23 protein-coding genes are annotated in these 23,279 nt (G+C 55.8%); 6 read left to right on the forward strand and 17 right to left on the reverse strand.

The features are described from left to right. Positions 1 to 18: 18 nt before the first annotated feature. Both ACN0V1_RS09235 and ACN0V1_RS09240 read right to left on the reverse strand, forming a co-directional pair. Positions 19 to 678 (reverse strand): OmpW/AlkL family protein, encoded by a 660-nt coding sequence (locus tag ACN0V1_RS09235; RefSeq protein ID WP_417544719.1) that lies wholly within the window; start codon positions 676 to 678, stop codon positions 19 to 21. A gap of 157 nt (positions 679 to 835) precedes the next feature. Further along, positions 836 to 1,306: a winged helix-turn-helix transcriptional regulator gene (locus ACN0V1_RS09240; RefSeq protein ID WP_417544720.1), complete on the reverse strand. Its 471-nt coding sequence runs from the start codon at positions 1,304 to 1,306 to the stop codon at positions 836 to 838. 153 nt (positions 1,307 to 1,459) lie between these two features. On the opposite strand from ACN0V1_RS09240, the gene ACN0V1_RS09245 reads away from it, so the two are divergent. The 3 genes from ACN0V1_RS09245 to ACN0V1_RS09255 all read left to right on the forward strand — a co-directional run bounded on the left by ACN0V1_RS09245 (position 1,460) and on the right by ACN0V1_RS09255 (position 3,609). Next, positions 1,460 to 2,572 carry an NADH:flavin oxidoreductase gene (locus ACN0V1_RS09245; RefSeq protein WP_417544721.1) on the forward strand — a complete coding sequence of 371 codons (1,113 nt, stop codon included), beginning with the start codon at positions 1,460 to 1,462 and terminating at the stop codon, positions 2,570 to 2,572. A gap of 102 nt (positions 2,573 to 2,674) precedes the next feature. After that, positions 2,675 to 2,983, forward strand: coding sequence for an outer membrane protein assembly factor BamE domain-containing protein (gene bamE, locus ACN0V1_RS09250; protein ID WP_417544722.1), 309 nt, complete (start codon positions 2,675 to 2,677; stop codon positions 2,981 to 2,983). Between the two features lie 86 nt (positions 2,984 to 3,069). Beyond that, positions 3,070 to 3,609: a hypothetical protein gene (locus ACN0V1_RS09255; protein ID WP_417544723.1), complete on the forward strand. Its 540-nt coding sequence runs from the start codon at positions 3,070 to 3,072 to the stop codon at positions 3,607 to 3,609. Between the two features lie 102 nt (positions 3,610 to 3,711). On the opposite strand, the gene pntB is transcribed toward ACN0V1_RS09255, so the two are convergent. Together pntB and ACN0V1_RS09265 are read right to left on the reverse strand one after the other, a co-directional pair. Next, positions 3,712 to 5,109, reverse strand: a complete 1,398-nt coding sequence (gene pntB, locus ACN0V1_RS09260; protein ID WP_417544724.1) for a Re/Si-specific NAD(P)(+) transhydrogenase subunit beta — start codon at positions 5,107 to 5,109, stop codon at positions 3,712 to 3,714. Between the two features lie 12 nt (positions 5,110 to 5,121). Beyond that, positions 5,122 to 6,699, reverse strand: coding sequence for a Re/Si-specific NAD(P)(+) transhydrogenase subunit alpha (locus ACN0V1_RS09265; protein WP_417544725.1), 1,578 nt, complete (start codon positions 6,697 to 6,699; stop codon positions 5,122 to 5,124). A 159-nt stretch (positions 6,700 to 6,858) separates the two neighbouring features. On the opposite strand from ACN0V1_RS09265, the gene ACN0V1_RS09270 reads away from it, so the two are divergent. Together ACN0V1_RS09270 and ACN0V1_RS09275 are read left to right on the forward strand one after the other, a co-directional pair. Further along, positions 6,859 to 7,497 carry a MarC family protein gene (locus ACN0V1_RS09270; RefSeq protein ID WP_417544726.1) on the forward strand — a complete coding sequence of 213 codons (639 nt, stop codon included), beginning with the start codon at positions 6,859 to 6,861 and terminating at the stop codon, positions 7,495 to 7,497. 9 nt (positions 7,498 to 7,506) lie between these two features. Next, entirely contained in the window at positions 7,507 to 8,070 is a 564-nt protein-coding gene (locus ACN0V1_RS09275; RefSeq protein WP_417544727.1) for a gamma-glutamylcyclotransferase, read from the forward strand. A gap of 135 nt (positions 8,071 to 8,205) precedes the next feature. Here the strand turns inward: ACN0V1_RS09275 and ACN0V1_RS09280 are convergent, their stop codons facing one another. Continuing rightward, positions 8,206 to 9,123 carry a DMT family transporter gene (locus tag ACN0V1_RS09280; RefSeq protein ID WP_417544728.1) on the reverse strand — a complete coding sequence of 306 codons (918 nt, stop codon included), beginning with the start codon at positions 9,121 to 9,123 and terminating at the stop codon, positions 8,206 to 8,208. A 122-nt stretch (positions 9,124 to 9,245) separates the two neighbouring features. Here ACN0V1_RS09280 and ACN0V1_RS09285 point away from each other — a divergent pair, with 122 nt between their 5' ends. Beyond that, positions 9,246 to 10,199, forward strand: coding sequence for a LysR family transcriptional regulator (locus ACN0V1_RS09285; protein WP_417544729.1), 954 nt, complete (start codon positions 9,246 to 9,248; stop codon positions 10,197 to 10,199). 5 nt (positions 10,200 to 10,204) lie between these two features. Here ACN0V1_RS09285 and ACN0V1_RS09290 read toward each other — a convergent pair whose 3' ends face one another. The 12 genes from ACN0V1_RS09290 to ACN0V1_RS09345 form a co-directional block, all read right to left on the reverse strand. Further along, positions 10,205 to 11,143: an ornithine cyclodeaminase family protein gene (locus ACN0V1_RS09290; protein ID WP_417544730.1), complete on the reverse strand. Its 939-nt coding sequence runs from the start codon at positions 11,141 to 11,143 to the stop codon at positions 10,205 to 10,207. Positions 11,144 to 11,155: 12 nt separating this feature from the next. Beyond that, a complete protein-coding gene (locus tag ACN0V1_RS09295; protein WP_417544731.1) occupies positions 11,156 to 12,076 on the reverse strand; it encodes a branched-chain amino acid ABC transporter permease in 921 nt (306 codons plus the stop codon). Positions 12,077 to 12,083: 7 nt separating this feature from the next. Continuing rightward, the gene (locus tag ACN0V1_RS09300; RefSeq protein ID WP_417544732.1) at positions 12,084 to 12,980 is read right to left on the reverse strand and encodes a branched-chain amino acid ABC transporter permease; all 897 of its coding nucleotides are present in this window, start codon (positions 12,978 to 12,980) and stop codon (positions 12,084 to 12,086) included. 38 nt (positions 12,981 to 13,018) lie between these two features. Beyond that, positions 13,019 to 14,236: an ABC transporter substrate-binding protein gene (locus ACN0V1_RS09305; protein ID WP_417544733.1), complete on the reverse strand. Its 1,218-nt coding sequence runs from the start codon at positions 14,234 to 14,236 to the stop codon at positions 13,019 to 13,021. Positions 14,237 to 14,302: 66 nt separating this feature from the next. Next, positions 14,303 to 15,022 carry an ABC transporter ATP-binding protein gene (locus ACN0V1_RS09310; protein WP_417544734.1) on the reverse strand — a complete coding sequence of 240 codons (720 nt, stop codon included), beginning with the start codon at positions 15,020 to 15,022 and terminating at the stop codon, positions 14,303 to 14,305. Beyond that, positions 15,012 to 15,785 (reverse strand): ABC transporter ATP-binding protein, encoded by a 774-nt coding sequence (locus ACN0V1_RS09315; protein WP_417544735.1) that lies wholly within the window; start codon positions 15,783 to 15,785, stop codon positions 15,012 to 15,014. Before ACN0V1_RS09315 ends, ACN0V1_RS09310 begins: the two co-directional genes overlap by 11 nt. 247 nt (positions 15,786 to 16,032) lie before the next feature. Further along, complete coding sequence (locus ACN0V1_RS09320) at positions 16,033 to 16,803, reverse strand: ABC transporter permease (protein ID WP_417544736.1); 771 nt, start codon at positions 16,801 to 16,803, stop codon at positions 16,033 to 16,035. Between the two features lie 2 nt (positions 16,804 to 16,805). Beyond that, positions 16,806 to 17,789 carry an ABC transporter substrate-binding protein gene (locus ACN0V1_RS09325; protein WP_417544737.1) on the reverse strand — a complete coding sequence of 328 codons (984 nt, stop codon included), beginning with the start codon at positions 17,787 to 17,789 and terminating at the stop codon, positions 16,806 to 16,808. After that, entirely contained in the window at positions 17,786 to 18,559 is a 774-nt protein-coding gene (locus tag ACN0V1_RS09330; RefSeq protein ID WP_417544738.1) for an ABC transporter ATP-binding protein, read from the reverse strand. Before ACN0V1_RS09330 ends, ACN0V1_RS09325 begins: the two co-directional genes overlap by 4 nt. Before the next feature lie 249 nt (positions 18,560 to 18,808). Beyond that, positions 18,809 to 21,310 (reverse strand): acyl-CoA dehydrogenase, encoded by a 2,502-nt coding sequence (locus ACN0V1_RS09335; protein WP_417544739.1) that lies wholly within the window; start codon positions 21,308 to 21,310, stop codon positions 18,809 to 18,811. Between the two features lie 127 nt (positions 21,311 to 21,437). Then, entirely contained in the window at positions 21,438 to 22,328 is an 891-nt protein-coding gene (locus ACN0V1_RS09340; RefSeq protein ID WP_417544740.1) for a prenyltransferase, read from the reverse strand. Positions 22,329 to 22,339: 11 nt separating this feature from the next. Next, positions 22,340 to 23,227, reverse strand: coding sequence for an AEC family transporter (locus ACN0V1_RS09345; protein ID WP_417544741.1), 888 nt, complete (start codon positions 23,225 to 23,227; stop codon positions 22,340 to 22,342). Positions 23,228 to 23,279: the final 52 nt, after the last annotated feature.

Genomic DNA, 23,279 nt, shown 5'->3' on the forward strand with positions numbered 1-23,279 from the left:
CATTGTCGTTTTCGGGGATCAGAACTTGTAGGTGAAGCCTACCATGTAGACCATCGGATCGATTTCAACGTCAAATTCGTCCAGAGTTTCCACTTTTGCCGTGGTATCGATGTCTGCCCACCACATAGCGGCGTTCAAACCGAAGTTTTCACTAAGCATGTAGTCCAGCCCGATCTCGGCAGCGACGCCGACGCTGTCATCCAGCTCAATGTCCAGGCCGGAGAGTGCGCCTGTCGTTTTTTCCTCAAAGAAAGTCGTGTAGTTGACACCTACGCCTACGAAAGGCTGCAGTGCTGAAGAGCTGTGCATCGGGAAGTATTGCAACGTCAGTGTTGGTGGCAGGTGCTTGGTTTCAGCAAGCTTGCCCGCTGATTCAAGGTCTCCGGCGCCGCTAATGTTGTGTTTGAACGGAGTTGCAGCCAACAGGCCTACACCGATATTACTTGTAAACATATAAGTTGCGCGAATACCGAGCTGAGTATTGGAATCTACTGCGACACGTGCATCGGTTCCTAGCGCGGGTAAGCCGCCAACAGTGATCGTATCGCTGGAATCATCCGGCGCCACATGCGCAGCACCTGCGCGCAGAATGAAATCACCGGCTTCAAAGGCCTGAGCGGCTGGTGCAACGGCCATAACGGCGGCTGCCATAACACTGAGCTTGAACGTACGGGACATATTTATCTCCTTAACCTGAATCGTTGTTGGGCTCAGGGTAAAGGCCTCAGAGATAGGAAACTTGATATAGCGCAATAATCGCGGATGGATCATTTGCGTTGAACCGTCAGATTGACGCAACTCAAGAAACTGGTGAGCAGTGTATTTTTCCGGATTGTCAGGCGGAACTTTTTTTGCTGCGGAGTAGGTTGGCATCAGGCACAAACACGTCCCTTACCGTGATGGGCTCGCCTTCTGCGTTTTGTACCTGAATGGTCTGGACAGGTTGCCCGGTTGCCCGGTCGCGCAAATCCAGTGGAGCCTCATCTGGTGCAGGATTCCATTTGTCGCCCCATTGGCGCAGGGCAATAACCACCGGGAACAGGTCCCGGCCTTTTTCGGTAAGTCGGTACTCGAAGCGGGAGCCGTGTTCGCCAACTTCCACTTTTTTCAGCACCCCGTTATCCACGAGCCGGGCAAGACGGTCGCACAGGATATTCTTGGCGATACCCAGCTCTTGCTGAAAATCCACAAAACGCCGGGTGCCGTACATGGCGTGCAGCACTATAAGCAGCGACCACCAGTCCCCCACCTGATTCAGTGCGCGGGCGACGGAGCAATTGGAGTCATCAAAACGTTTTCTGGCCATGAGATGAAGTGTACAGAATAAGGTTGCATCTTAAAACCAGATTAAATAGAGTTGCGTTAAGAAACCAAATTAGTGAGGTAGCTATCCAGGCTACCGAGTCACTGTAATCAACATCAATCGCTAACATCGATTCTTTTCAGGGAGTAGTTACTGATGACCATGAATCTTGGACCCATGTTTGAGCCTTTCGCTATTCACAACCTCACGCTTCGCAACCGGGTTGCCATGGCGCCCATGACCCGGAACTTCTCGCCTAACGGTGTTCCCGGTGAGAACGTGGTCGCCTACTATCGGCGGCGCGCCGAGGCCGGTGTGGGGCTTGTCATTACTGAAGGCACTACAGTGAATCATCCCGGTGCCAACGGCTACCCGAATGTGCCCGCCTTTCACGGTAACGAGGCGCTCGCTGGCTGGAAGAATGTGGTAGATGCGGTGCACGAAGCCGGTGGCGCTATCTTCCCGCAGCTTTGGCATGTAGGTGCCGTGCGCAAGGAAGGCACAGACCCCGATCCGTCTGTTCCCGGCTACAGCCCGTCTGGCCTGTTTGCGCCTGGCAAGCCTAATGGCAAGGCGATGAGCAAAGAGGACATCGAAGATGTAGTCACTGCGTTTGCCGATGCTGCGCAGGATGCCAAAGCGCTCGGGTTTGACGGCGTAGAGATTCACGGCGCCCACGGTTATCTGTTGGACCAGTTTCTCTGGGAAGGCACGAACCAGCGGGATGACGAGTACGGCGGTCGCATGGAAAACCGCCTGCGCTTTGTCGTAGAGATTGTGGCAGCGGTGCGTCACCAGGTGGGGCCTGATTTCCCGATTATGCTGCGCTTTTCCCAGTGGAAGCAGCAGGATTACGATGCCAAACTCGTAAACAGCCCGGAAGAGCTCGAGCAGTTCCTCAAGCCACTGGTTGAAGCCGGTGTGGATATTTTCCATGCCTCAACCCGTCGCTTCTGGGAGCCGGAATTCGAAGGCTCCAACCTCAACCTTGCGGGTTGGACGCAAAAGCTGTCGGGCAAGCCCACCATGTCGGTTGGCAGCGTGGGTCTGACCGAAGATTTCATCAGCGGCACCATGGCCAGCAAGCAAGAGGCGGTTGAGCAGTCTGGCATCGACGAGTTGGTAGAACGCATGAACAACCATGAGTTCGAGTTGATTGCTGTCGGTCGGGCGCTGTTGCAGGACCCCGAGTGGCTCACCAAGGTGAAGGAAGGACGGCTTGGTGAAGTGGACGATTTCGCCCGCAAGTCCCTCACCAAACTGTACTGAGGCCCGGACAGAATATTTCCTCTCTGTAACAGCACACCCCCATTGCCTGAGCGTATGATGGGGGTGTTTTTTTATGGGTAGAAGTTTACAGGAGGGAAGGCAATGTCTTTGAAGAACGGTCTTTCAGTTTTGATGCTTGCGAGCCTGCTGGCGTTTGCCGGTTGTGCCACCGTAGGCAAAGACTTTTCCACGCACAATATCGATCAGATTACGGTGGATGAAACCACTCGGGCCGAGATTCAGGAAATGTTCGGAGAGCCCTGGCGCACAGGTGTTGAAGACGGAAAGCGCACCTGGACCTACGGCAAATATCGTTGGTCAGCCTTCGGCGATGCGGAAACCACGGATCTGGTTGTACGCTTCAATCCCGACGGCACGGTCTCTTCCTACGTTTATAACACTACTGAGTAAATGTCAGACTACGTAAAGTCGGAGATTTTGAACTAGATTGTTATTATGGAGAACGCTTTATCACTTGGCGATAGAGGGGAAACATCATGATACGCTTGTTCTATCTAGTATCTTCAATTGACAGTGCAAAGGGTATCTCCGACGACTTGCACGAACATGGCATCACCAATTGGCGCTTCCATATTTTCAGCAAGGATGAGGCCGGGCTTTATACCCACCAGCTCCACTCTGCCTCGATTGTGGATCGCACGGACCTACCCCGCTATGTGGAGCGGGGTGCCATCATCGGTTTTATTCTGGCGCTCGCTTTCCTGCTTCCGTTGGCACTGTTGAATATTTTAGACATGCCCGCAGCTGCCTGGATAGCTCTGTTTATCTTTGTGGTAGTTGCCGGGGGCTGGGTCGCTGGCTTCGGTGGTATTCAGAATGAAAACTACCGGATCAAGCCCTTTCACGATGATATTGAAGCGGGCAAGTATTTGATTATGGTGGATGCGCCTAAAAATCACATTCCCAAGGTCAAGGAGCTGGTGACGAAGAACCATCCTGAGGCGGTTCTGCAAGGTCAGGATTCCAGTTTCAATAATCCGTTTGCCGGCAAGCGTAGTCGGGTTCGGCAGGCGTAACTGGCGGCAGGTCTTTCTTGGGCCGATAACATGACCACACGGGTTGTGGTCATGTTATCGAAAGCGGCCTACCAGGGTTCTTCGCCATGGAGGGCCGAGTAATCAGTTCCGTAACCCGCTTACAAGTTTGTCGATGCTGTCTTTGGCATCACCAAACAGCATGCGGGCGTTGTCCTTGAAGAACAGTGGGTTTTCCACCCCGGAATAGCCTGTTGCCATACCCCGTTTCAGAATCACCACCTGCCGTGCCTTCCAGACCTCGAGCACCGGCATGCCGGCAATCGGGCTGCCCGGATCTTCGGCCGCTGCAGGGTTCACCGTATCGTTGGCGCCGATGACCAGCACCACATCTGTTGTCGGGAAGTCCGCGTTGATTTCGTCCATCTCCAGCACGATGTCGTAGGGCACATGGGCCTCTGCCAAGAGCACGTTCATGTGCCCAGGCAGGCGACCGGCGACCGGGTGAATACCAAAACGAACATTCACGCCACGTTCCCTGAGCAGTTTGGTCATATCGCTGACCCCACTCTGGGCCTGGGCCACTGCCATGCCGTAACCCGGCACGATAATCACTGAGTCGGCGTTGCGCAGTTCCTCGCACACTTCGTCTGCGCTGGTCTCCACGGCCGTCCGGTCGTCAGAGCCCGCTGCGGCAGAGCTGCTGCTGGTCTGGCCAAAACCGCCAAGGATAACGCTGATAAACGACCGGTTCATGGCCTTGCACATGATGTAACTGAGAATGGCACCGCTGCTGCCCACCAGCGCGCCGGTCACGATCAACAGGTCATTGCCGAGCATGAAGCCGATGGACGCCGCAGCCCAGCCGGAGTAACTGTTGAGCATGGACACCACCACCGGCATGTCGGCACCGCCAATGGCCATGATCAGATGAATGCCCAATACGGCGGCCACTACGGTCATCAGCGCCAGGGCAAGTACGCCCAGCGCCATACTGTCCGTATTCAGGAACCAGGCACCGAGCAGCACTGATACCGCTATCGCGGCCAGATTCATCAGGTGCCGACCGGGCAGGGTGAGGGCTTTGCTGTCGATACGGCCATCAAGCTTGCCGCAGGCAACCAGCGAACCGGTGAAGGTGATGGCGCCAATAAAGATACCCACAAACACTTCCACCAGTTTGATGGTGTGCTCGGCACCTGTGGTGTGAGCCAGCGGCTCAATGTAGCCGGTGAAGCCAACCAATACTGCAGCCAGGCCCACGAAGCTGTGTAACAGGGCCACCAGCTGTGGCATCTGGGTCATTTCCACCTTGTTGGCGATGGCGATGCCGATACTGGCGCCAGCCAACACCGCGATCACGATGGCGACGAGCCCGCTGTCACTGACACTGGCCATGGTTGCCAGCAGTGCGATGAGAATGCCGGCAACCCCGTAAAGGTTGCCCCGGCGCGCCGATTCCTGATGGCTCAAGCCTCCGAGGCTGAGAATAAACAATACACTGGCGACCACGTAGGCCACACTGACGAGTCCTGTACTCATGGCAGTCGCCTCCTATCTGCGGAACATTTTGAGCATGCGATGGGTAACCCGGAAGCCACCCCCTACGTTGATGCTGGCAATCAGCACCGCCACAAACGCCATGATTCCGACCGCGACGTTTTCTGCCTGGGCCAGGTGCAACATCGCACCAATCACGATAATGCCGCTGATGGCGTTGGTGACACTCATCAGGGGCGTATGCAGGGAGGCGGTTACGTTCCAGACAACCTGCCAGCCAATAAAACAAGCCAGCACAAACACTGTGAAGTGGCGCAGGAAGCTTTCAGGTGCGTGAGCACCAACGCCATACAGAGCCGCAAGGGTGACGATCAGAACGGCGCCCTTGCCAATCAGACTGCGGCGTTGAGATTCTTTGTGCGCGGCTGCTTTCTGTTCGGCTGAGGGCTCTTCTGTACCCGGTGCGGGTTTGGGGCTGGTTGGCGCCTGCGGCTGTGGTGGTGGCCAGGTCACATCCTGATCCAGCACAACTGTAAGACCCCGAATTACGTCATCTTCCATATTCACCTGGGGCTGGCCGTCTTTCTCTGGCGTCAGTTCAGTCATCAGGTGAAACAGGTTGGTGGCGTACAGATCACTGGCCACCTTGGCCATGCGGCTGGGCAGATCCGTGTAGCCAATCAATGTGACGTCGTGCTGCTCGACAATTTTACCGGGTTCGGTGAGTTCGCAGTTGCCGCCACGCTCCGACGCCAGATCGACAATCACACTGCCGGGTTTCATGGATTTCACCATCTCGGCAGTGATCAGCTTGGGCGCCGGCTTGCCGGGAATCAGAGCCGTGGTGATGATGATGTCCACTTCTTTGGCCTGTTCGGCAAACAGGGCCATTTCCGCCTTGATGAACTCATCGCTCATCTGTTTTGCATAACCACCGGTGCCGCTGCCTTCTTCTTCACCAAAATCCAGCTGCAGAAATTCGGCACCCATGCTTTCAATCTGTTCCTTCACTTCCAGCCGGGTATCAAACGCCCGCACGATAGCCCCCAGGCTGTTAGCTGCGCCCACCGCCGCAAGCCCTGCTACACCAGCCCCGATAACCATTACCTTGGCTGGCGGCACCTTGCCTGCTGCCGTTATCTGGCCGGTGAAAAAGCGCCCGAAGTGATTGGCCGCCTCCACCACAGCGCGGTATCCGGCGATGTTGGCCATGGCGCTCAGTGCATCCATTTTCTGGGCGCGGCTGATTCGGGGCAGGCTGTCGATGGCGAATGTGGTGATTTTTCGGGCCGCAAGTTTACTCAGAAGTTCAGAGTTCTGGGCGGGCCAGATATAGCTGATGAGAAAGCCACCTTCCTTCATCAGATCGGCTTCGTGCTTGCCCAGCGCCGGGTTATCCATGGGCGCACGAACCTTCAGGATGAAATCCGCGTCGCTCCACAACGAGTGGGCATCTGCGGCAATGGTCGCGCCAACGGCCTCATAGGCTTCATCACGATAGTGCGCCGCTTCGCCCGCGCCGGACTCAACCGCGACTTCGTAGCCCAGGGCAATCAGCTTGTGCACCGATGGTGGTGTCGCTGCAACCCGTCTCTCGTCTGTAAATATCTCTTTCGGAATACCAATCTGCATGATGCAAACACCCTCTGTTTGGACCAATGAAACAAAAGTGAGCTACCTACATCCTAGTGCAAGTTCAAGACTTTGCCTGCCATACGTTCTGTTGCGTACGGCGGATATCCGGATAAGGCGTTATGCTTCGCGTTTTTGCACCCGCCAGGATTTTTTTCGATGTTCGAGATGTTTTTCAGTACGTATATCAACAGTACGATCCGCTTCCTGTTTTTGCTGGCCCCCTTCTTTGCGGTATCCATGTTTATCGCCTTGACTCGTGGGCTGCCCGCAGCCGAAAAAGTCTCGATTATTCGCCGGGCATGTATCGCTGCCTCCGTTATGGGCGTGATATTGTTCTTTGGCGGCCCTGTGCTGTTCAGTGCCATTGGTATTACTCTGGATTCCTTCCGCATTGGTGCCGGCACGCTGCTGTTTCTGACCGCCATCAGCCTCGTCACCAGCGGCACCCGCAACCACGCCACCGGTCTGCCAGAGGAAGAGCGCGATGACATCGCTGTGGTGCCGTTGGCAGTCCCGGTGATGATCGGCCCCGCCACCATCGGTGCTATTCTGGTTTACGGTGCTGAGCTCAAGAAGGTACCGGAAGTTGCCGGAGGCCTGCTGGGGTTGCTATCTGGCCTGCTGATTCTGGGTATCTTGCTGCATCTGTCCGGGTATCTGGAAAAGGCCCTGGGTAAAACCGGCCTCAACATCCTCTCCAAAATCAGCGGCCTGGTACTCTCGGCCATGGCCGCAGAAATTGTTCTGACAGGCATTACCGGCTTTATCTCCAGCACGGGTCTGATAGGAGCCTAAGGAGGCGCGATGTCCAACGACACCACAGAGCACAACCGAAACCGGCAGGATTTCTCCGGTATCGACTCGATCTGGTTGTTTGGTTATGGCTCGTTGATCTACAAAGTGGATTTCCCGTTTCTGGAACAACGCCCCGCTTCTATCCAGGGCTGGGCACGCCGGTTCTGGCAAGGGTCTCATGACCACCGTGGCACTCCGGAAGCACCGGGCCGAGTGGTGACATTGATTGAACAACCGGGAGCCCAATGCAAAGGCATGGCGTTCCGGGTATCACCGAAAGTGTTTGAATATCTGGATGTACGGGAAAAGAATGGCTATCTGCGATTCACCACAACTCTGACGTTCGATAACGGCAGTCATGGTGAGGGCCTGGTTTACATTGCTACTGAGGATAACGAGGCGTTCCTTGGCCATGCTCCGGAAGCTGAGATCGCCCGTCAGATTGCTTCAGCCGTTGGCCCTAGCGGCCCAAACTCCGAATACCTGCTTAGGCTTGCAGAGTCTTTGCGTGCACTGGGTGATGAGTGCACACACACATTCTCAATAGAAGCGATCTTGAAAGCAGACTCTTAAGCCGGGTACGCAGCACCAAACAAGCAGTAGGGGAAGAAACACCTCCCGAAACTGTGCGGAGCCATGGATGGCGGAGCCAAGCGTACACGGACGTATTTACAGCGTGTTTCGGGAGGTGTTTCTTCCCCTACTGCGTCAGGCCTCCACCGAAGCGACTCGGGACTCCTCTCGGGCGGCGGGATTAAACCCTCTGGGAGGTGACTTGCGGCGCTGGTTCAGGCCAATCAGCACCAACGGCACCACAACCATCATACTGCCCACCAGGAACCACCAGTCCGGTACCTCGTTAAACCAGATCCAGCCAATAGCCACAGCCCAGATCAGCCCTGTGTATTCGGCGCTGGTCACTTGGTTTGCATCGACCTGTCGATAGGCCAGTAACACGGTGATGTTGTAGCCGAGAATAAACACTGCAGAACCGGCTGCGGTGAGCAGGATTTCCGGATGCCAAGAGGCACCCTGTTGCCACTCCCAAATCGCAAGCAATGCAGACGCAGGAATAACCAGCAAGTAGTTGAGAAACAGCTTATGCACGGTCGTCTGATTTTTCGGCAGCTTGCGAACCATCACGGCGTTAACAGCCAGCGTAAGCGCGGACCCCAGAGCCGCTATGGCAGCCCAGTTGAACTCTACCGGGCGCAGGATAACGATGATGCCGGCAAAACCACTGAATACCGCAAACACACTCAGTGGTGTGAGGGATTCCCGGAAGATGACCACCGAAAACACCATCACCAGAATCGGCGCTGCGTAAAACACTGCGTTGGCTGTGGCCAGGGGCAGGTTACTCAGGGCCACGATCATGCACAGGAGGCCCACCAGATGAATGTGCGCTCGCATCGCGTGTATTTTGATGCCGGAAAACAGGTTGTTCCGGTCGATCTTACGCGCCAGTGGCAGCAGGAGCACAAGCGTGAGCATGCAGCGCACGAACGCGAACTGGAAAATCGGCGCGCCCGGTTCCATAAGCTTGATAAAAACGTCCGAGACCAGAGCCATGGCGTTGCCAAGCACAAGCAGAAGAATTGCACTGTTTACGGTTTTGCCCGCCATGTCGTTTTCCTGATAACTGTCTGTGAATAAAGCGCACACGAAGAAAGTGGCAGTACTAGTCTATTTGCGTTTTAATATCCGATAAAATGATGTTTATTGATTAGGTATTAGAAAAACAGATAATGAAACTACCGCCTCTAAAAGCCTTACCCGTATTCGAAGCGGTTGCCCGCCTCAACAGCTTTTCCATGGCTGCCCAGGAGCTCGCGGTGAGCCAAAGCGCGGTGAGCCATCAAATCAAACAGCTGGAAACCTATCTGGGTGAAAAGCTGTTCTGGCGCAGTGGTCGCACGCTTGCGCTGACCGACGAAGGCCGCCAGTATCTGGATGCCATCAGCACCGCTTTGCTCCAGATCGAGCGGGCCAGTGAGCAAGTGCTGGGGCATGAAGAGTCCCGGCTGCGGTTGTCATTGTTCAGTTCCTTCGCCGTGCGCTGGCTCGTGCCCCGCTTACCGGATTTGCAGCGATTGCACCCCCAGGTAGAGCTGGCGCTGGAAATGAGCAGCGAAAACCCGGTGTTGTCAGACCGGGTAGCGGACTGTTTTATCACCATTCACAGAGACTCACCGGCCTACAGTTACGAACTCTTGTACGTGGAACGGCTTTTTCCCGTGTGCAGTCAGGATTATTGGCAGCGCATCCGCCGGGAACTGGGGCAGGAAACAGATGTAACAGGGCGCGATGAGCCCGCCATGACCACAGCGGAGATAGCCCGCTTTCCCCTGTTATCCACCCACAGCATTTACGACAAAGCCGCGGGTGATTGGGAAGCCTGGTATCAAACGATGGGCGAAACGATTCCTTCCGGTGCTCGCGTTCAGCATTTCAGCCACATGCTGCTGGCCCTGGAAGCCGCGCGTTTTCACCAGGGCATAGCGCTGACCAACGATTACATGTTGAGTACCCGCAAGGACTCTGAGGAATTCGTGCGCCTGCCTTGTCATCCACTGGTTACCGGGGACAAGTTCTATTTCGCATGGAAAACCAGTCGCAGGCAGGAGCGCGGTATTCAGATACTGCGCCGCTGGCTGGTCAGTGAGGCGATTGAAGGTGGGCTCCGGAGCGAGGCGGGTTGACTCTGCTAGTTATTTTCCAGGGTTTCCCATATTTCGATGGCGGCGGCGAGATCTTCGAGCGAGGCGCCCACGGATTTGAACAGAGTTATGGCCTCGTCATTCGTGCGCCCGGGCTTGTCGCCCCTAAGCAATTCCGCCAGTTCGGCGCGCAGACTGGTTTCATTGAACGCACCCTCATTGATGGCCTGCAGCAGGTCTCCGGCTTCGCCCATGGCACCGGCGTAAGTATCCACGAATACTTCGCTACGGACCAGGCACTGACTGTCGGTTTCCCGCATGGTTGGCCGGAACGCGCCCACCAGATCAAGATGGCTACCGGGCTGCAGCCATTCCCCCCGGACCAGTGGTTCGGTTGACAGGGTTGCGCAACTGATGATGTCGGCTTCGGGGACAGCGGTTTCCAGGTCATTCACCGACTCACAATCAAAGCGGTCGCGAAAACGTTCAGCCAGCGCTGCGGACTTGTCCGGATTACGACCCCAGATCCGCACCTTGCGGATAGGGCGCACCGTTGAGTGGGCCTCGATCAGCATGGGAGCCAGCTTGCCGGTGCCGACCACCAACAGTGATGAGGCGTCTTGTCGCGACAGCTCACGAGCCGCCAGGGCAGAAGCTGCTGCAGTGCGTCGGCTGGTCAGCGCGCTGCCATCAATGCAGGCCAGAGGTGTGCCGTGCTGGCCTTCGCACAGAATATAAAGACCGGAGATGGCTGGCAGGCCGGCGTTGGCATTTTGCGGAAACACGTTGACCATTTTCATACCGATATAGCCCGCCTGTTCCCAGGCGGGCATTAGCAGCATGGTAGCCTCGCCATCCGGCCGATGCATGGCGTGATGGTGTCGTGGTGGCGCTTCCACGCCATGGCGGAACGTATTGGCGAGGCGTTCGATCAGTGCCGGCCATGCCAGCGCACCAGCCACCTCCTGTGCGGAAATAATACGCATAATGCTTAATCCTTAATTCTGTTTACGGCTGACCAGTCGCTGGATCTCACCGACGATGCCTCGCCGGAACACCATCACACAAACCACAAAGATAGTACCCAGAATCACCTGCACCCAAGAGCCGAAGGCTGAGAGTTCGTGACTGAGGGCACCGACGGTGATGGCGCCAACGACCGGACCAAATACGGTGCCCAGCCCACCTACGAGGGTCATCAGAATGACCTCACCGGAGGTTTGCCAATGGGCGTTGGTGAGTGCGGCAAACTGGAACACGATCGCCTTGGTGGCTCCGGCCAGTCCGGCAATCGTAGCGGAGATAATGAAGGCCAGCAGCTTGAAGCGATCTACGTCATACCCCAGTGACAGGGCGCGGGATTCGTTCTCCCGGATGGCATCAAGTACCACACCAAACGGCGAATAAATGGTGCGGTAGATAATGCCGAACCCGACCAGGAAAATAGCGAACACAAAATAGTACATGGCGAGGGAGTTGTTGAGGTCAATGAATCCGAATAGCTCGCCCCGAGGGATGCCCTGCAAGCCGTTCTCGCCGCCGGTAAACGGCATCTGCAGCGCCAGAAAATAGATGATCTGTGCCAGCGCCAGGGTGACCATGGCGAAATAGATGCCTTGCCGGCGAATCGCCAGGAAGCCAAAAATGCCGCCGAGAACCATGGTAAATCCGGTTCCCGCCAATATACCGAGTAGCGGCGAAAAGCCCCATTCCTTGGTGACATACCCCGTGATGTAGGCCGCTCCGCCGAAAAAAGCAGCGTGGCCAAACGACAAGAGTCCGGCATAGCCCAGTAACAGGTTAAAGGCACACGCAAACAGCGCGAAGCACAGCAGATCCATGACAAACACCGGGTAGGCGAAGAACGGTGCGGTCAGACCGGCAACAAGCATCAGAATAAACAGGATACGATTGGTCATGAGTGGCTCACTTCTCCTTACCGAACAGTCCCGCCGGACGGAATAGCAGCACCAGCACCATCAGGAAGAAAATGACGGTGCTGGCGGCGGGTGGGTAGAACACCTTGGTCAGCCCTTCGATGAGGCCAAGTGCAAGACCGGAGAGAATCGCGCCCATGATGGAGCCCATGCCGCCGATAACCACAACTGCGAACACCACGATGATCAGGTCAGCCCCCATCAAGGGGCTAACCGAGTAAATCGGTGCGGCCAGTACCCCGGCCAGCCCCGCCAGGCCGGCGCCGAAGGCAAAGGTCAGGGTAACCATCAGCGGAACATTGAGGCCAAACGCCTGGGTCAGATCCGGGTTTTCGACACCAGCCCGCAGTCGCGAACCGAGCTTGGTGTGCTCAATGAAGAACCAGGTGGCAAAACACACCACGAGCGACACCACGATGGCGAACAGGCGATAGGTGGGAAAATACATGAAACCAAGATTCACCACCCCACTGAGGCTCTCCGGCTGCCCCGGGTAGGGGGTGCCAGAGACGTTGAAGTAGTTGGAGAACAAACCTTGAAGAATCAGAGTGATTCCGAAGGTCAGAAGCAGCCCGTATATGTGATCCAGTTCGTACAGGCGTCGGAGCAGGAGGCGCTCAATGAGCACCCCCAGCAGGCCGACAAGCAATGGCACCAGAATCAGTGATGCCCAGAAGCCAATCTGGACGCTGACACCGAACCACTGCTCCAGAAAAGAGTAGCCAATCAATGCGATAAAGGCACCGAGCATATACATCGCGCCATGGGCAAAGTTGATGATGTTCAACAGTCCGAATATCACCGCAAGCCCGAGGCTCAACATGGCGTAAAACACACCGACATTAAGCCCAAGCAGCGCCTGGGCCAGAATGACCTGTATCGACACCTTGGCTGTCTCCCTTTAAGTGGTTGTCAAACGGTGTGTTAATTCACCAGCGAACATTTGGTGTCTGCCATTGAGATGTAGGCCTGATCCGCGGGAATCTTTGAGACTACGTTCAGCAGGTCCCACTCGCTTTTTGATTCCGAGGGCTTTTTCACCTCCACCAGGTACATGTCGTGCAACATGGAGCCGTTGGGGGCAATTTTGCCACCCTTCACGAACATGTCGTTCAGGGTCATTTCTCCGAGTTTGGCGCGAACTGTCTCGGTATCGTCCGTTCCGGCTTCCTTGACCGCTTTCAGGTAGTTGGTCACTGCCGAATAAACACCCGCCTGGACCATCGTTGGCATGGCACCATGACGCTCATTGAATCGATTGGACCAAGCTTTGGTTTCCTCATCCTGGTTCCAGACAAAGGCGGTGGTAAATTGGAGACCCTGAGCAATGTCGAGACCCATACTGTGCACATCGGTTAGAAACACCAGCATGCCAGCCAGTTTCTGACCACTCTGGACGATGCGGAACTGATTGGCCTGCTTGATGGCATTGACCGTATCCTGGCCGGCATTGGCCAGCCCGATCACGTCGGCACCGGAGGATTGGGCCTGCAGCAGATAGGACGAGAAGTCATTGGTGGAAAGCGGTGCGTTGACATTGCCGACCACCTCGCCCCCCATGCTTTTCACTACCGCACCCGTGTTATCCCGTAGTGAGTGCCCGAAGGCATAGTCCGCAGTGATAAAGAACCATTTCTTGCCGCCATTTTTAACCATCGCGGTGGCTGTGCCCACCGGCAGGGCATGGGTATCGTAGACATAGTGAATGCCATAGGGCGAGCACTGTTCTTCGGTCAGTGCGGTGGAACCGGCCCCGGTATTCATGGTGATGATTTTCTTGTCCTTGGCGAGGCCCTGCACTGAAAGCGCGACTGAGGAGTTGTCCAGGGCCGTGATCATGTCCACCTCTTTGGCGTCGATCCATTCCCGTGCGGTGCTGGCGCCAATATCCGGTTTGTTCTGATGGTCTGCTGAGATCAACTCAATGGATTTGCCCATGACCGAACCGCCAAAGTCTTCGATGGCCATTTTAGCCGCGATAACGGCACCGGGTCCCTCCAGGGACTTGTAGACCCCCGACATGTCACTGAGTACTCCGATCTTGACCTTGTCGTCAGACAAAGCTCCGGCTGCGGTAAGAGGTAATGTGAGAGACGCCGCAGCCACCGCAACGACCAGTCCTTGTTTCCAGTGCTTGAACATAGTGGGATTCCTTTTGTTATTAGATATCGGGTCGGATCCACGAAGGCGGGGTCCAGGCCCACAGACTCAGACACTCAGGTGTCTGTTCAACTGCTCTTTTTTGGCCTCAAGGTCGGCCGCATCAATCTGTTCTACCACCTGACCGTGCTCGATCACGTAGTGCCGATCGGCCAAAGGTGCGGCAAAGTGAAAATTCTGTTCTACCAGAATGATCGTGAAGCCTCTTTCTCTCAGTTTGCGAATGACATTACCCAGAGTTTTCAGGATGACCGGGGCAAGCCCCTCGGTAATCTCGTCCAGGAGCAGAAGGGTGGCACCAGTACGCAGGATTCGGGCAATCGCCAGCATCTGCTGCTCGCCGCCGGAGAGCTTGGATCCCTGGCTTTTACGGCGTTCTTTCAGGTTGGGAAACATGGTGTAGATTTCGTCCACCGACAGCCCACCTTTGGCGACTACCGGGGGCAATTCGAGATTTTCATCCACGTTCAGGGAGGCAAAAATGCCTCGTTCTTCCGGGCAATACCCCAGCTTGCCCACGTGGGCAATCCGGTGTGTCGGCATATTGATGATTTCGGTGCCGTGGATTTTGATGGAGCCGGTGCGTTTACTGACCAGCCCGAGTATGGCTTTCAGGGTTGTCGTTCGGCCGGACCCGTTTCGGCCTAGCAGGGTAATGACTTCACCCTCCCGTAGTGTCAGGTTCAGGCCATGGAGTATATGGGACTCGCCGTACCAGGCGTGCAGGTTCTCAATCCGCAGTAATTCCGGGTTCTGGTCAGGCTGCATCAGTCGTGCCCATATAGGCTTCCATCACCTCGGGATTATTGGAAATCTCTTCGTAATTGCCTTCTGCAAGGATTTCGCCCCGGTTCAGCACGGTGATCTGGTCAGCGAGCGTTGATACCACATTCAGGTTGTGCTCAACCATGACAATAGTCCTGCCCTCGACCACACGTTTGATCAGATCGGTCACCGTGCTCACATCTTCCGCACTCATGCCTTGTGTGGGCTCATCCAGCAACATCAACCTGGGTTCCAGCGCAATGGTGGTGGCTATTTCCAGTGCCCTTTTTTGTCCGTAAGGCAGTTCAACCGCGTTTACGTCTCCAAACTTGCCAAGACCGACCTGCTCCAGCGTCGCCTGGGCCTTCTCGTTGAGCTGGTCGAGAATTTGCAGCGGGCGCCAGAAGTGGTAGGACACCTGCAGTTTCCGTTGCAGAGCAATGCGAACGTTTTCTCTGGCTGACAAGTGGGGAAACACGGCAGAGATCTGAAACGAGCGAACCAGACCGAGCTGGGCGATGCCTGCCGGCTTGGCGTGGGTGATGTCCTGGCCGTCATAGATAATCTGGCCGGATGTCGGCGTCAGGAACTTGGTCAGCAGATTGAAAAAGGTGGTCTTGCCCGCCCCGTTGGGGCCTATCAAGGCGTGTATCGAGCCGGTCTGGACGCTGAGATTGATGTCTTTGATGGCGGTGAAGCCCTTGAAGTCTTTGGTGAGGCCACGGGTTTCCAGAATAGCGGCCTCTTCCCGGACGTGATCGGTCACTGCAAGCACCCCTGTCAGACCAGTGGTTCAGACACTGGCGATTGTTGTTTATTTTTATTGTCTATCGATGTCAAAAATCGACCGTTTGAGCTTAAGCTCGACATGCCTGGTACGGATCTTAGTAAAGGTGACGAACCGTGATTCTGTCAAGTCAGTCGGCTAAACGAAGGCAAGAGTATAGGGGCAGGAAATCAAGGGGTTGAAAATCATCACGGGCCGCTTGCAGGCCCGTTGATGTATTCCCGTATCAAAGATACTGGTAACGAAGTAGCCGGTGCTTGATGCGCTCAAGTATCACCTGGTCGATCACCGCCGCCAAAATTGCAATAACCAGAATGTTTGTCATCACACCGGTCATATCCGCAATTTCGCCGGAGTAGGCCAGGGACTTGCCAAGTCCGGCGCTGAAACCAACAATCATTTCCGCCGATATCAATGCGCGCCAGGCGTTACCAAAAGCCAACTGCGCGCCGGTAATCAACTCTGGCGTAACCGCGGGGAAGTACACGCGCTTCAGCATCTGCAGTTTGGACGCGCCCATTACCCGTGCTGCAGAAATATGCACTTTTTCAACGCTTTCCGTGGCGTTTATGACACTCAAAGCCGTGGGGAAAAACGCACCAATCGCCACAACAACAATAATGGGTAGATTGCCGAAGCCCATCAGAATGAGGAACAGTGGCACCCAGGCAATCGACGGAATGGATTGCAGAATAATGATGGCCGCCTTCAGAGGGCTTCGCACCACATTAATCGTGCCGCCAACCAGCCCCAGCAGGATTCCGAAAAACAGTGCCGCACCGTAGCCGGCTCCGAGCCGTGTCATGCTGTTGCCAAGCCCTTCATAGAACTCGGCGCTGTTCAGCTCCTCCCACAACCTGAGAATGGCTGTGTGTACATCCGGCATCAAAAAGTCGGGCAGAAACCACGCCGCTACCTGCCAGAAAAACAGGATAACGGCGATGGCGACAACATAAGCCCGCTTGCTTGCGACGCCCATTGTCTGGCTATTGCTCATAGTTAAAGCTCACGCGTCTCTTGCCAGGTCAGGTCCAGCAAGGCGTCAACATCGAAAGCTTCCTCATCAGGAAGAATGCCTTGTTTTTGCATAATGCCTGCCAGCTCTTTCATGCGGTTAATATCGGCTTCGGTCAGTTTGGAGCTGAAATCGTTGGTTTGAATGGCCTGGGCGATTACTTTTTCTGAAGGAATATCGCCTTCGTTGAGGGATTTAACAACATCTTCTTTAATAAAGTAATCGGTGATGTAAGTAGCGGCTTTCTCAGGCTGGTTTTCCAGCATTTCAATGGCGTCACGCTGGGCGTCGAGCGCAGCCCAGATAACGTCTTTGCGGTTTTGCAGAGTATCGCCGGAGGTAATCACTACCATACATGGGAAGGGCCATACTTCACCGATTTCATAAATCTGCTTAACTGGTGCAACCAGCTGGGCAATTCGGTCATAAGGTTCAAACAGGAAGGCGGCGTCGACTCGGCCACCCACCAGAGACTGAACCGCTACTGCCGGCGCCACGCCCATAATATTCAGGTCGTCTGGCTGCAGGTCGGCATTGGCCAACATAACGCCTTTAAGGACGATATCGGCGGTGCTGCCCTGTTTCTGGGAGGCGAGGTTGCGGCCCTTGAGGTCTTCAACCGTTTCAATGCCGGAGTCGTTGCGCACGACCAGTGAGTGGTAACCACGCTGGGCGCCGCCAACAATTTTCAGGTCGGCTCCGCGAGATGACCAGGTGAAGGCATTTGAAAAGCCCAGCACGCCAATATCAAGTTGGCCCCCAACAATGCCCTTGATCAGATCAGTGCCAGAGCTGAATTCAATCAGCTTTGCATCCAGGCCATACTTTTCATAAAGGCCCGCTTCGTGCGCGAGCATGGCCTGGGCATCGTCCATTACACGGACATAGCCCACGCGAAATTCTTCTTTCGCCGACGCAGGTACTGCCAGTGCCAGTGCCAGAACGGATGTCATAAACCAGCGAATCATACAGTTTCTCCTGTTTCTTCGGCGTGAGCCGATGTTGTGTCAGTGTCGATCCCCAACTTGTTCAGCACATCACGCCGGATATCGGCAAAGGCTGATAAATCGTGGGTTTTAGGCATATGGCCAAGCTCGATTTCCCGTAGCACGATGGCAGGTCGGTTGCTGAATACCAGCACCCGGTCGGCAAGATACAGCGCTTCGTCTACATCGTGGGTAACCAGCACGACAGTAGGGCGTTCTTCTTCAATCAGGTCCTTCAGAACACTTTGCAGCGTCATTCGTGTCAGTGCATCGAGCGCGCCAAAGGGTTCATCCAGCAACAACACTTCAGGCCGTGCGATGAAAGCCCGGGCCAGAGCACAGCGCTGTCGCATACCACCTGAAACCTGATGCGGGTAGTAGTGCTCAAAGCCAGACAGCTCTACCTTTGCCAGCCATTTTTGAGCCTCTGCGAACGCTGTTTGCTTAGGGGTATTCTGAAATTCCAGTGCGAGGGCTACGTTTCCGGCCAGTGTCAGCCAGGGGTACAGCGCATGTTCCTGGAATACCAGCGTGCGCCGTGGTGAAGGTTTTTCGATACGCTTGCCACCAGCGGTCAAGGTGCCGGTAGAGGGTGTTTGAAGGCCTGCGAGCATATGCAACAACGTCGATTTCCCGCAGCCAGACGGCCCGAGAAGAGCCACAATTTCTCCGGTTCTGATTGTCGTATTGAAGTGGTCAATGACGTTGAGGTCGCCAAACGACTTTGTCACTTCGCTGAATGTCAGTTCCATATAGCCCGCCGGTATATTGATATATGCTTTAATTGCATAACAATCATATATCTTATTACCAAATTGGAGATCGAAAAAGTGTTTTAGCTACTTTTCTCTGGATGATTTTTTAGGCAGTGAACTTTGGTCGCTAAAGGCAGGCTTGGATTATGCGACGAGCGTGTATGGAAAGTGTATTGAATAATTGCCGGGCAAGGCCCGGCAATTATCAGGTAAGGGCTCGCTTAAGTAGCCCTTTAATCACGTGGTTTAGTCCCTGGCAGGCCTTTCAACCACCTTGCGTTTGCCCTTGGCGCACCGGGATAGCGCCTTCAAGCCCTCTTCATCAAAAGCGTCCACACGTATAACGTCGTACAGAGCAGTCAGCGCTTCCTCAAGTTTATCGCATTCATCTGCCTTCACGACGCCTTCAGCGCAGGCCCAATCGACAAGCTCCTTGCGCTGATGGCCCATCAGCAGTGCGATACCGTCCAGGTCGTCCTCGTCGCGATTGCGAACGGCGTCATGTAAACGGCCGCGCATGTCGGCGGTTTCGTTTGCCAGTTTATAGGCATTCAGAACACGGCCAAGAGAATCGTCGGGATCCATGGTGGTGTAGGCGCCGCGGCTGATGCGCTGGCGTAGCGGGGTGTCTTCAACAATGCTGGCGGCCACGCGGGTGCCCAGCTTGTCATCGGGCCCGTTAAGACCGGTGGCACCCAGTGGGAACACCAGCAGACGCAATGGCCAGCGCAAGGCAGGTACCGGGAAGTTGATAATTGCCTCACGCATGGAGTGCTGCAGATCCCGCAGGCAGGTTTGCAGACACCACTCTACCAGCGGCCGCTGATCGTCCGGGTAGCCCTCTTCATGCCATTGCTTGATCACCGCCGACGCGTAATACAGCTGCACCAGGCAGTCCGCCATACGCCCGGACAGCCTCTGCCGGGCTTTGAGACCACCGCCTACGGACAGCAGGGTTACATCGGTCATCAGTGCAAACCCAGCCGAGAAGCGGGCGAGCTGACGATACGATGATTTGATACCGCCCTGCCTGGGTACCGATTCCAGTAGCCCTCCGGTAAGGCCCAGAACCAGCGCCCGTAGAGCGTTTCGAGTGGTATGGGCCAGATGACGATAGAAAATTCCGTCAAACTTTTTCGCGGCTTTGTCCTCATCTTCCATACCGGCGGCTGCGATTTCTTCAACAATAAACGGATGACAACGAATGGCACCTTGGCCGAACACCATCAGGCTGCGGGTCAGGATATTTGCGCCTTCCACCGTAATGCCAATGGGCACAGCGTTGTAGGCGCGGGCCATGAAGTTGCGGGGGCCGGTAATCACGCCACGGCCTGCTACCACGTCCATGGCGTGGTTGATCACGATCCGCATCAGGTCGGTATTGCGGTATTTCAGTAGTGCTGAGGGCACCGCCGGCCGCACGCCTCTATCCAGCATGCCGGAGGTCAACAGGCGCGCTGCGTCCATCATATAGGTGTAGCCGGCGATGGGCTCCAGGGCTTCCTGTACACCTTCGAACTGGCTTATGGAGCGGCCAAACTGCTCCCGGGTGTAGGCGTAGGAACCGGTCGCGAGGCTGGCAACCTTGCCGGCACCGGTACCGAGCGCGGGCAGGGAAACGGAACGGCCTATGGAGAGGCATTCCAGCAGCATGGTCCAGCCGTTGCCGAGCATGTCCTGGCCCCCGATGACCTGGTCCATGGGGATGAATACCTCGGTGCCCCAGGTCGGCCCGTTCATGAATACAGTGTTCATGGGCAGGTGCCTTGCACCTGCGTGCACACCTTCGGTTTCGCGGGGAACCAGAACGCAGGTCACGCCGATGTCGGCATTATCGCCCAGCAGATTTTCCGGATCATAAACCTTGATGGCCAGGCCAATCAGTGTGGCGACCGGAGCCAGGGTGATATAACGCTTGTTCCAGGTAACTTTCAGGCCCAGCACTTCGTTGCCGTTCCACTCGCCTTTGCACACAATGCCTTTATCCGGAATGGCGCCGGCATCGGAGCCCGCGATCGGGGAGGTAAGGGCAAAGCAGGGAATTTCCTCGCCACCGGCCAGCCGCGGCAGGTAGTGTTTTTTCTGTTCGTCAGTACCGTAATGCATCAGCAACTCACCCGGGCCGAGGGAGTTGGGTACCATCACGGTGACCGCTGCAGACACGCTGCGGGTAGAAATCTTCATCACGATTTCTGAATGGGCTGTGTTGGAAAACCCCATACCGCCGTCTTCTTTCGGAATCACCAGGCCGAAAAAGCCGTTTTCACGAATAAACTTCCAGGCTTTGTCCGGCAGATCGTAGTGTTCGTGAGTAATTTTCCAGTCGTCCAGCATGGCGCAGAGCTTTTCTACCGGCCCATCCAGAAACGCCTGCTCTTCGCTGGTCAGATGCGCAGGTCTGGCATCCAGAAGCTTTGACCACTGCGGCTTGCCGGAAAACAGCTCGCCATCCCAGTCTACAGAGCCGGATTTCAGGGCTTCTTCTTCGGTGGACGATAGTTTGGGAAGGCGGCTGCGAACCCAACCCAGCAGTGGTCGGCTGAACTTATCGAGGCGCAGCTCGCTGGGAATAACCAGAATCAGAGCTAACGCGAGAAAAAGACCACCAAACAGGACACTGGCAAGATGCCACTCATCCTGGAACACGCCCACCAGGGTGGCGATGGACATCACCAGAGCAGCGGTGGTGCCGCCAACTCCCAGATAGATCAAAATCAGGGCACTGATGAGCAGTAAAAGTACACTCACGGGCAGACCTCCGTATCAGGGGTGAATTCTTGAAATGTCAGTTTTAACCTTCGGCCAATGTCCTCGAACATGCAAGGGCCGCGCCTGTGTACCTGTTTGTTGCTGAACTTGTTGCTTGAACCCGGGTTTACAGGCTCAGGCCAACAATCAGCAGCGCCAGTGTAGCCAAAAGAATCGCGACGTTGATGCCTAGCAACACGTTGAGCGCGTCTGGCTCATCAATAGCCCTGGGTAGTTTGTGGGCAAGCCAGAAAGCGAAGGGAGCGGTTACCAGTGACAGTATAGACGGCAATGGCAGCCAGCCGGCGAGTATGCCCGTTATCAGAACCGCGTAGCCCGCAACAAACAGGGCGGGCACAAGCCGCGCGGCGGCAAGCGTGCCGAGGGTGATGACCAGATGACGGCGACCTATTTTGCGATCCGCTTCCGCATCCGGTATCTGGTTTATCAGCAGCAGCTCGCTCACCAGCAGCAGGCCGATCATGGATACGGTGATGGCGGTGGCATCAAGCCTGCCCCCAAGGGCCACCAGCGTGCCCAGAATCATCACCGGCCCAAAGCCGATGCCCGGTGCAAACAGGCACAGTAAAGGGGAGCGGGTAATCCAGCGGGTATAGGTAAGCACAAGCGCCACTCCGGCGGTGCCCAGAACCAGCATGGGCAGACCGCGTTGCCAGAGAAAATACAGGCCAATAAGGATAACCAGAGCCAGAGTGCCAATGGCTGCCGCCAGCACACGCTTCGCGGCGCCCGGAGCCTCTGGAAGGGCGCCGCTGCCGCCGGAAAACGGTGTTCGGGTGGTTAACAGATCCAGCCCGGACACAAAATCCTCATACTCATTGAGCAGGTTCACCGCCGCATGTGCCAGCACGGCACCTATAAAAACCAGGAGCGTGTCCAACAGCGCTGGTGGCTCGCCCTGTTGCCACGCCACTGCAACCCCCAGCCCGACGCACAGAGGCGCAAGTACCAGAAAGTTGGGGCGGGTGGCGCGAACGACGGCAACAGCTTCAGACATTCATGTTTTCCTTAAAGATAGCCTGCGGCAAAGACCAGCCCGAGCACAATGGGCATGACAATCAGGCTGCCCAGATTACTTAACAACACGAGCGAAGCTACTTTATGGGGCTCCTGCTGGTACTGTTCCGCCACCATATAGTTGAGTACCGCTGGTGGCAGAGCTGCGAAAACCCAGAGTGCCGCAACCTGGAGGCCAGGCAAGTCCAGAAGATAAATCATGGGCCAGGCGAGCAGTAAACCACTGAGCGGGCAGGCAATGGCGCCGAGCATGCCCAGCTTCCAGTCGCTGAAGTCGATATCCAGCATGCGTACGCCCAAGGTAAACAGCATAAGCGGAATGCAGACTTCACCAAGCATGTTCAGGGTTTGCAGTAGCCAGCCTGGTAACATTACGCCACCCAGGTTCACGGTCAGCCCGGCGATGCTGGCAAACACAATAGGAAGTCTCAGGCGCTGTAAAATGGAAGTGTGTGGATCAAGCATGTACAGGCCCACGGAAAAGTGCAGAAGCATTTCCACGATAAACAGCACGATGGCCGCGGGTAGCGCCGCCTCACCGAAGGCCAGAACCAGCAGGGGAAGGCCCATGTTGCCCGAGTTGTTGAACATCATGGGTGGCAGAAAGGTTTTCGGATTCAGGTTGAGAAGTCGGGTCAGCGGATACAGAACAATCCCGGAGCCCAGAACAACAACCGTTGCCGCCAGCGCAAGCCCGGCATAATCCTGCAGTGGCGCCTGCTGGTCTGCCAACACGGCGAAGATCAGCATGGGGACAAACAGCTCCATGTTCAGAACGTTCAACCCACGAATATCCGGCGTGCGAAATCGTCCGTAAAGGGCTCCACAGCCGGCAATCAGAAATACTGGCAGCAGGGTGGACAGGATCTGACCAATCATTTACAGCTCCAAAGGCGCGGGGGAGGTTTTGCGCGGGTAAACCGTTAGGTTC

This window comes from Marinobacter sp. (genome assembly GCF_048266785.1).
Taxonomy (GTDB): Bacteria; Pseudomonadota; Gammaproteobacteria; order Pseudomonadales; family Oleiphilaceae; genus Marinobacter.

Coding starts and splice junctions, on each gene's coding strand:
- pntB (WP_417544724.1), bottom strand. CDS start 5,109: ATGAGTACAGGACTCGTCAGTGTGGCCTACGTGGTCGCCAGTGTATTG.
- ACN0V1_RS09275 (WP_417544727.1), top strand. CDS start 7,507: ATGTCCAACGACACCACAGAGCACAACCGAAACCGGCAGGATTTCTCC.
- bamE (WP_417544722.1), top strand. CDS start 2,675: ATGTCTTTGAAGAACGGTCTTTCAGTTTTGATGCTTGCGAGCCTGCTG.
- ACN0V1_RS09270 (WP_417544726.1), top strand. CDS start 6,859: ATGTTCGAGATGTTTTTCAGTACGTATATCAACAGTACGATCCGCTTC.
- ACN0V1_RS09255 (WP_417544723.1), top strand. CDS start 3,070: ATGATACGCTTGTTCTATCTAGTATCTTCAATTGACAGTGCAAAGGGT.
- ACN0V1_RS09340 (WP_417544740.1), bottom strand. CDS start 22,328: ATGTCTGAAGCTGTTGCCGTCGTTCGCGCCACCCGCCCCAACTTTCTG.
- ACN0V1_RS09310 (WP_417544734.1), bottom strand. CDS start 15,022: ATGCAGCCTGACCAGAACCCGGAATTACTGCGGATTGAGAACCTGCAC.
- ACN0V1_RS09265 (WP_417544725.1), bottom strand. CDS start 6,699: ATGCAGATTGGTATTCCGAAAGAGATATTTACAGACGAGAGACGGGTT.
- ACN0V1_RS09290 (WP_417544730.1), bottom strand. CDS start 11,143: ATGCGTATTATTTCCGCACAGGAGGTGGCTGGTGCGCTGGCATGGCCG.
- ACN0V1_RS09305 (WP_417544733.1), bottom strand. CDS start 14,236: ATGTTCAAGCACTGGAAACAAGGACTGGTCGTTGCGGTGGCTGCGGCG.
- ACN0V1_RS09325 (WP_417544737.1), bottom strand. CDS start 17,789: ATGATTCGCTGGTTTATGACATCCGTTCTGGCACTGGCACTGGCAGTA.
- ACN0V1_RS09320 (WP_417544736.1), bottom strand. CDS start 16,803: ATGAGCAATAGCCAGACAATGGGCGTCGCAAGCAAGCGGGCTTATGTT.
- ACN0V1_RS09280 (WP_417544728.1), bottom strand. CDS start 9,123: ATGGCGGGCAAAACCGTAAACAGTGCAATTCTTCTGCTTGTGCTTGGC.
- ACN0V1_RS09330 (WP_417544738.1), bottom strand. CDS start 18,559: ATGGAACTGACATTCAGCGAAGTGACAAAGTCGTTTGGCGACCTCAAC.
- ACN0V1_RS09345 (WP_417544741.1), bottom strand. CDS start 23,227: ATGATTGGTCAGATCCTGTCCACCCTGCTGCCAGTATTTCTGATTGCC.
- ACN0V1_RS09285 (WP_417544729.1), top strand. CDS start 9,246: ATGAAACTACCGCCTCTAAAAGCCTTACCCGTATTCGAAGCGGTTGCC.
- ACN0V1_RS09240 (WP_417544720.1), bottom strand. CDS start 1,306: ATGGCCAGAAAACGTTTTGATGACTCCAATTGCTCCGTCGCCCGCGCA.
- ACN0V1_RS09235 (WP_417544719.1), bottom strand. CDS start 678: ATGTCCCGTACGTTCAAGCTCAGTGTTATGGCAGCCGCCGTTATGGCC.
- ACN0V1_RS09295 (WP_417544731.1), bottom strand. CDS start 12,076: ATGACCAATCGTATCCTGTTTATTCTGATGCTTGTTGCCGGTCTGACC.
- ACN0V1_RS09245 (WP_417544721.1), top strand. CDS start 1,460: ATGACCATGAATCTTGGACCCATGTTTGAGCCTTTCGCTATTCACAAC.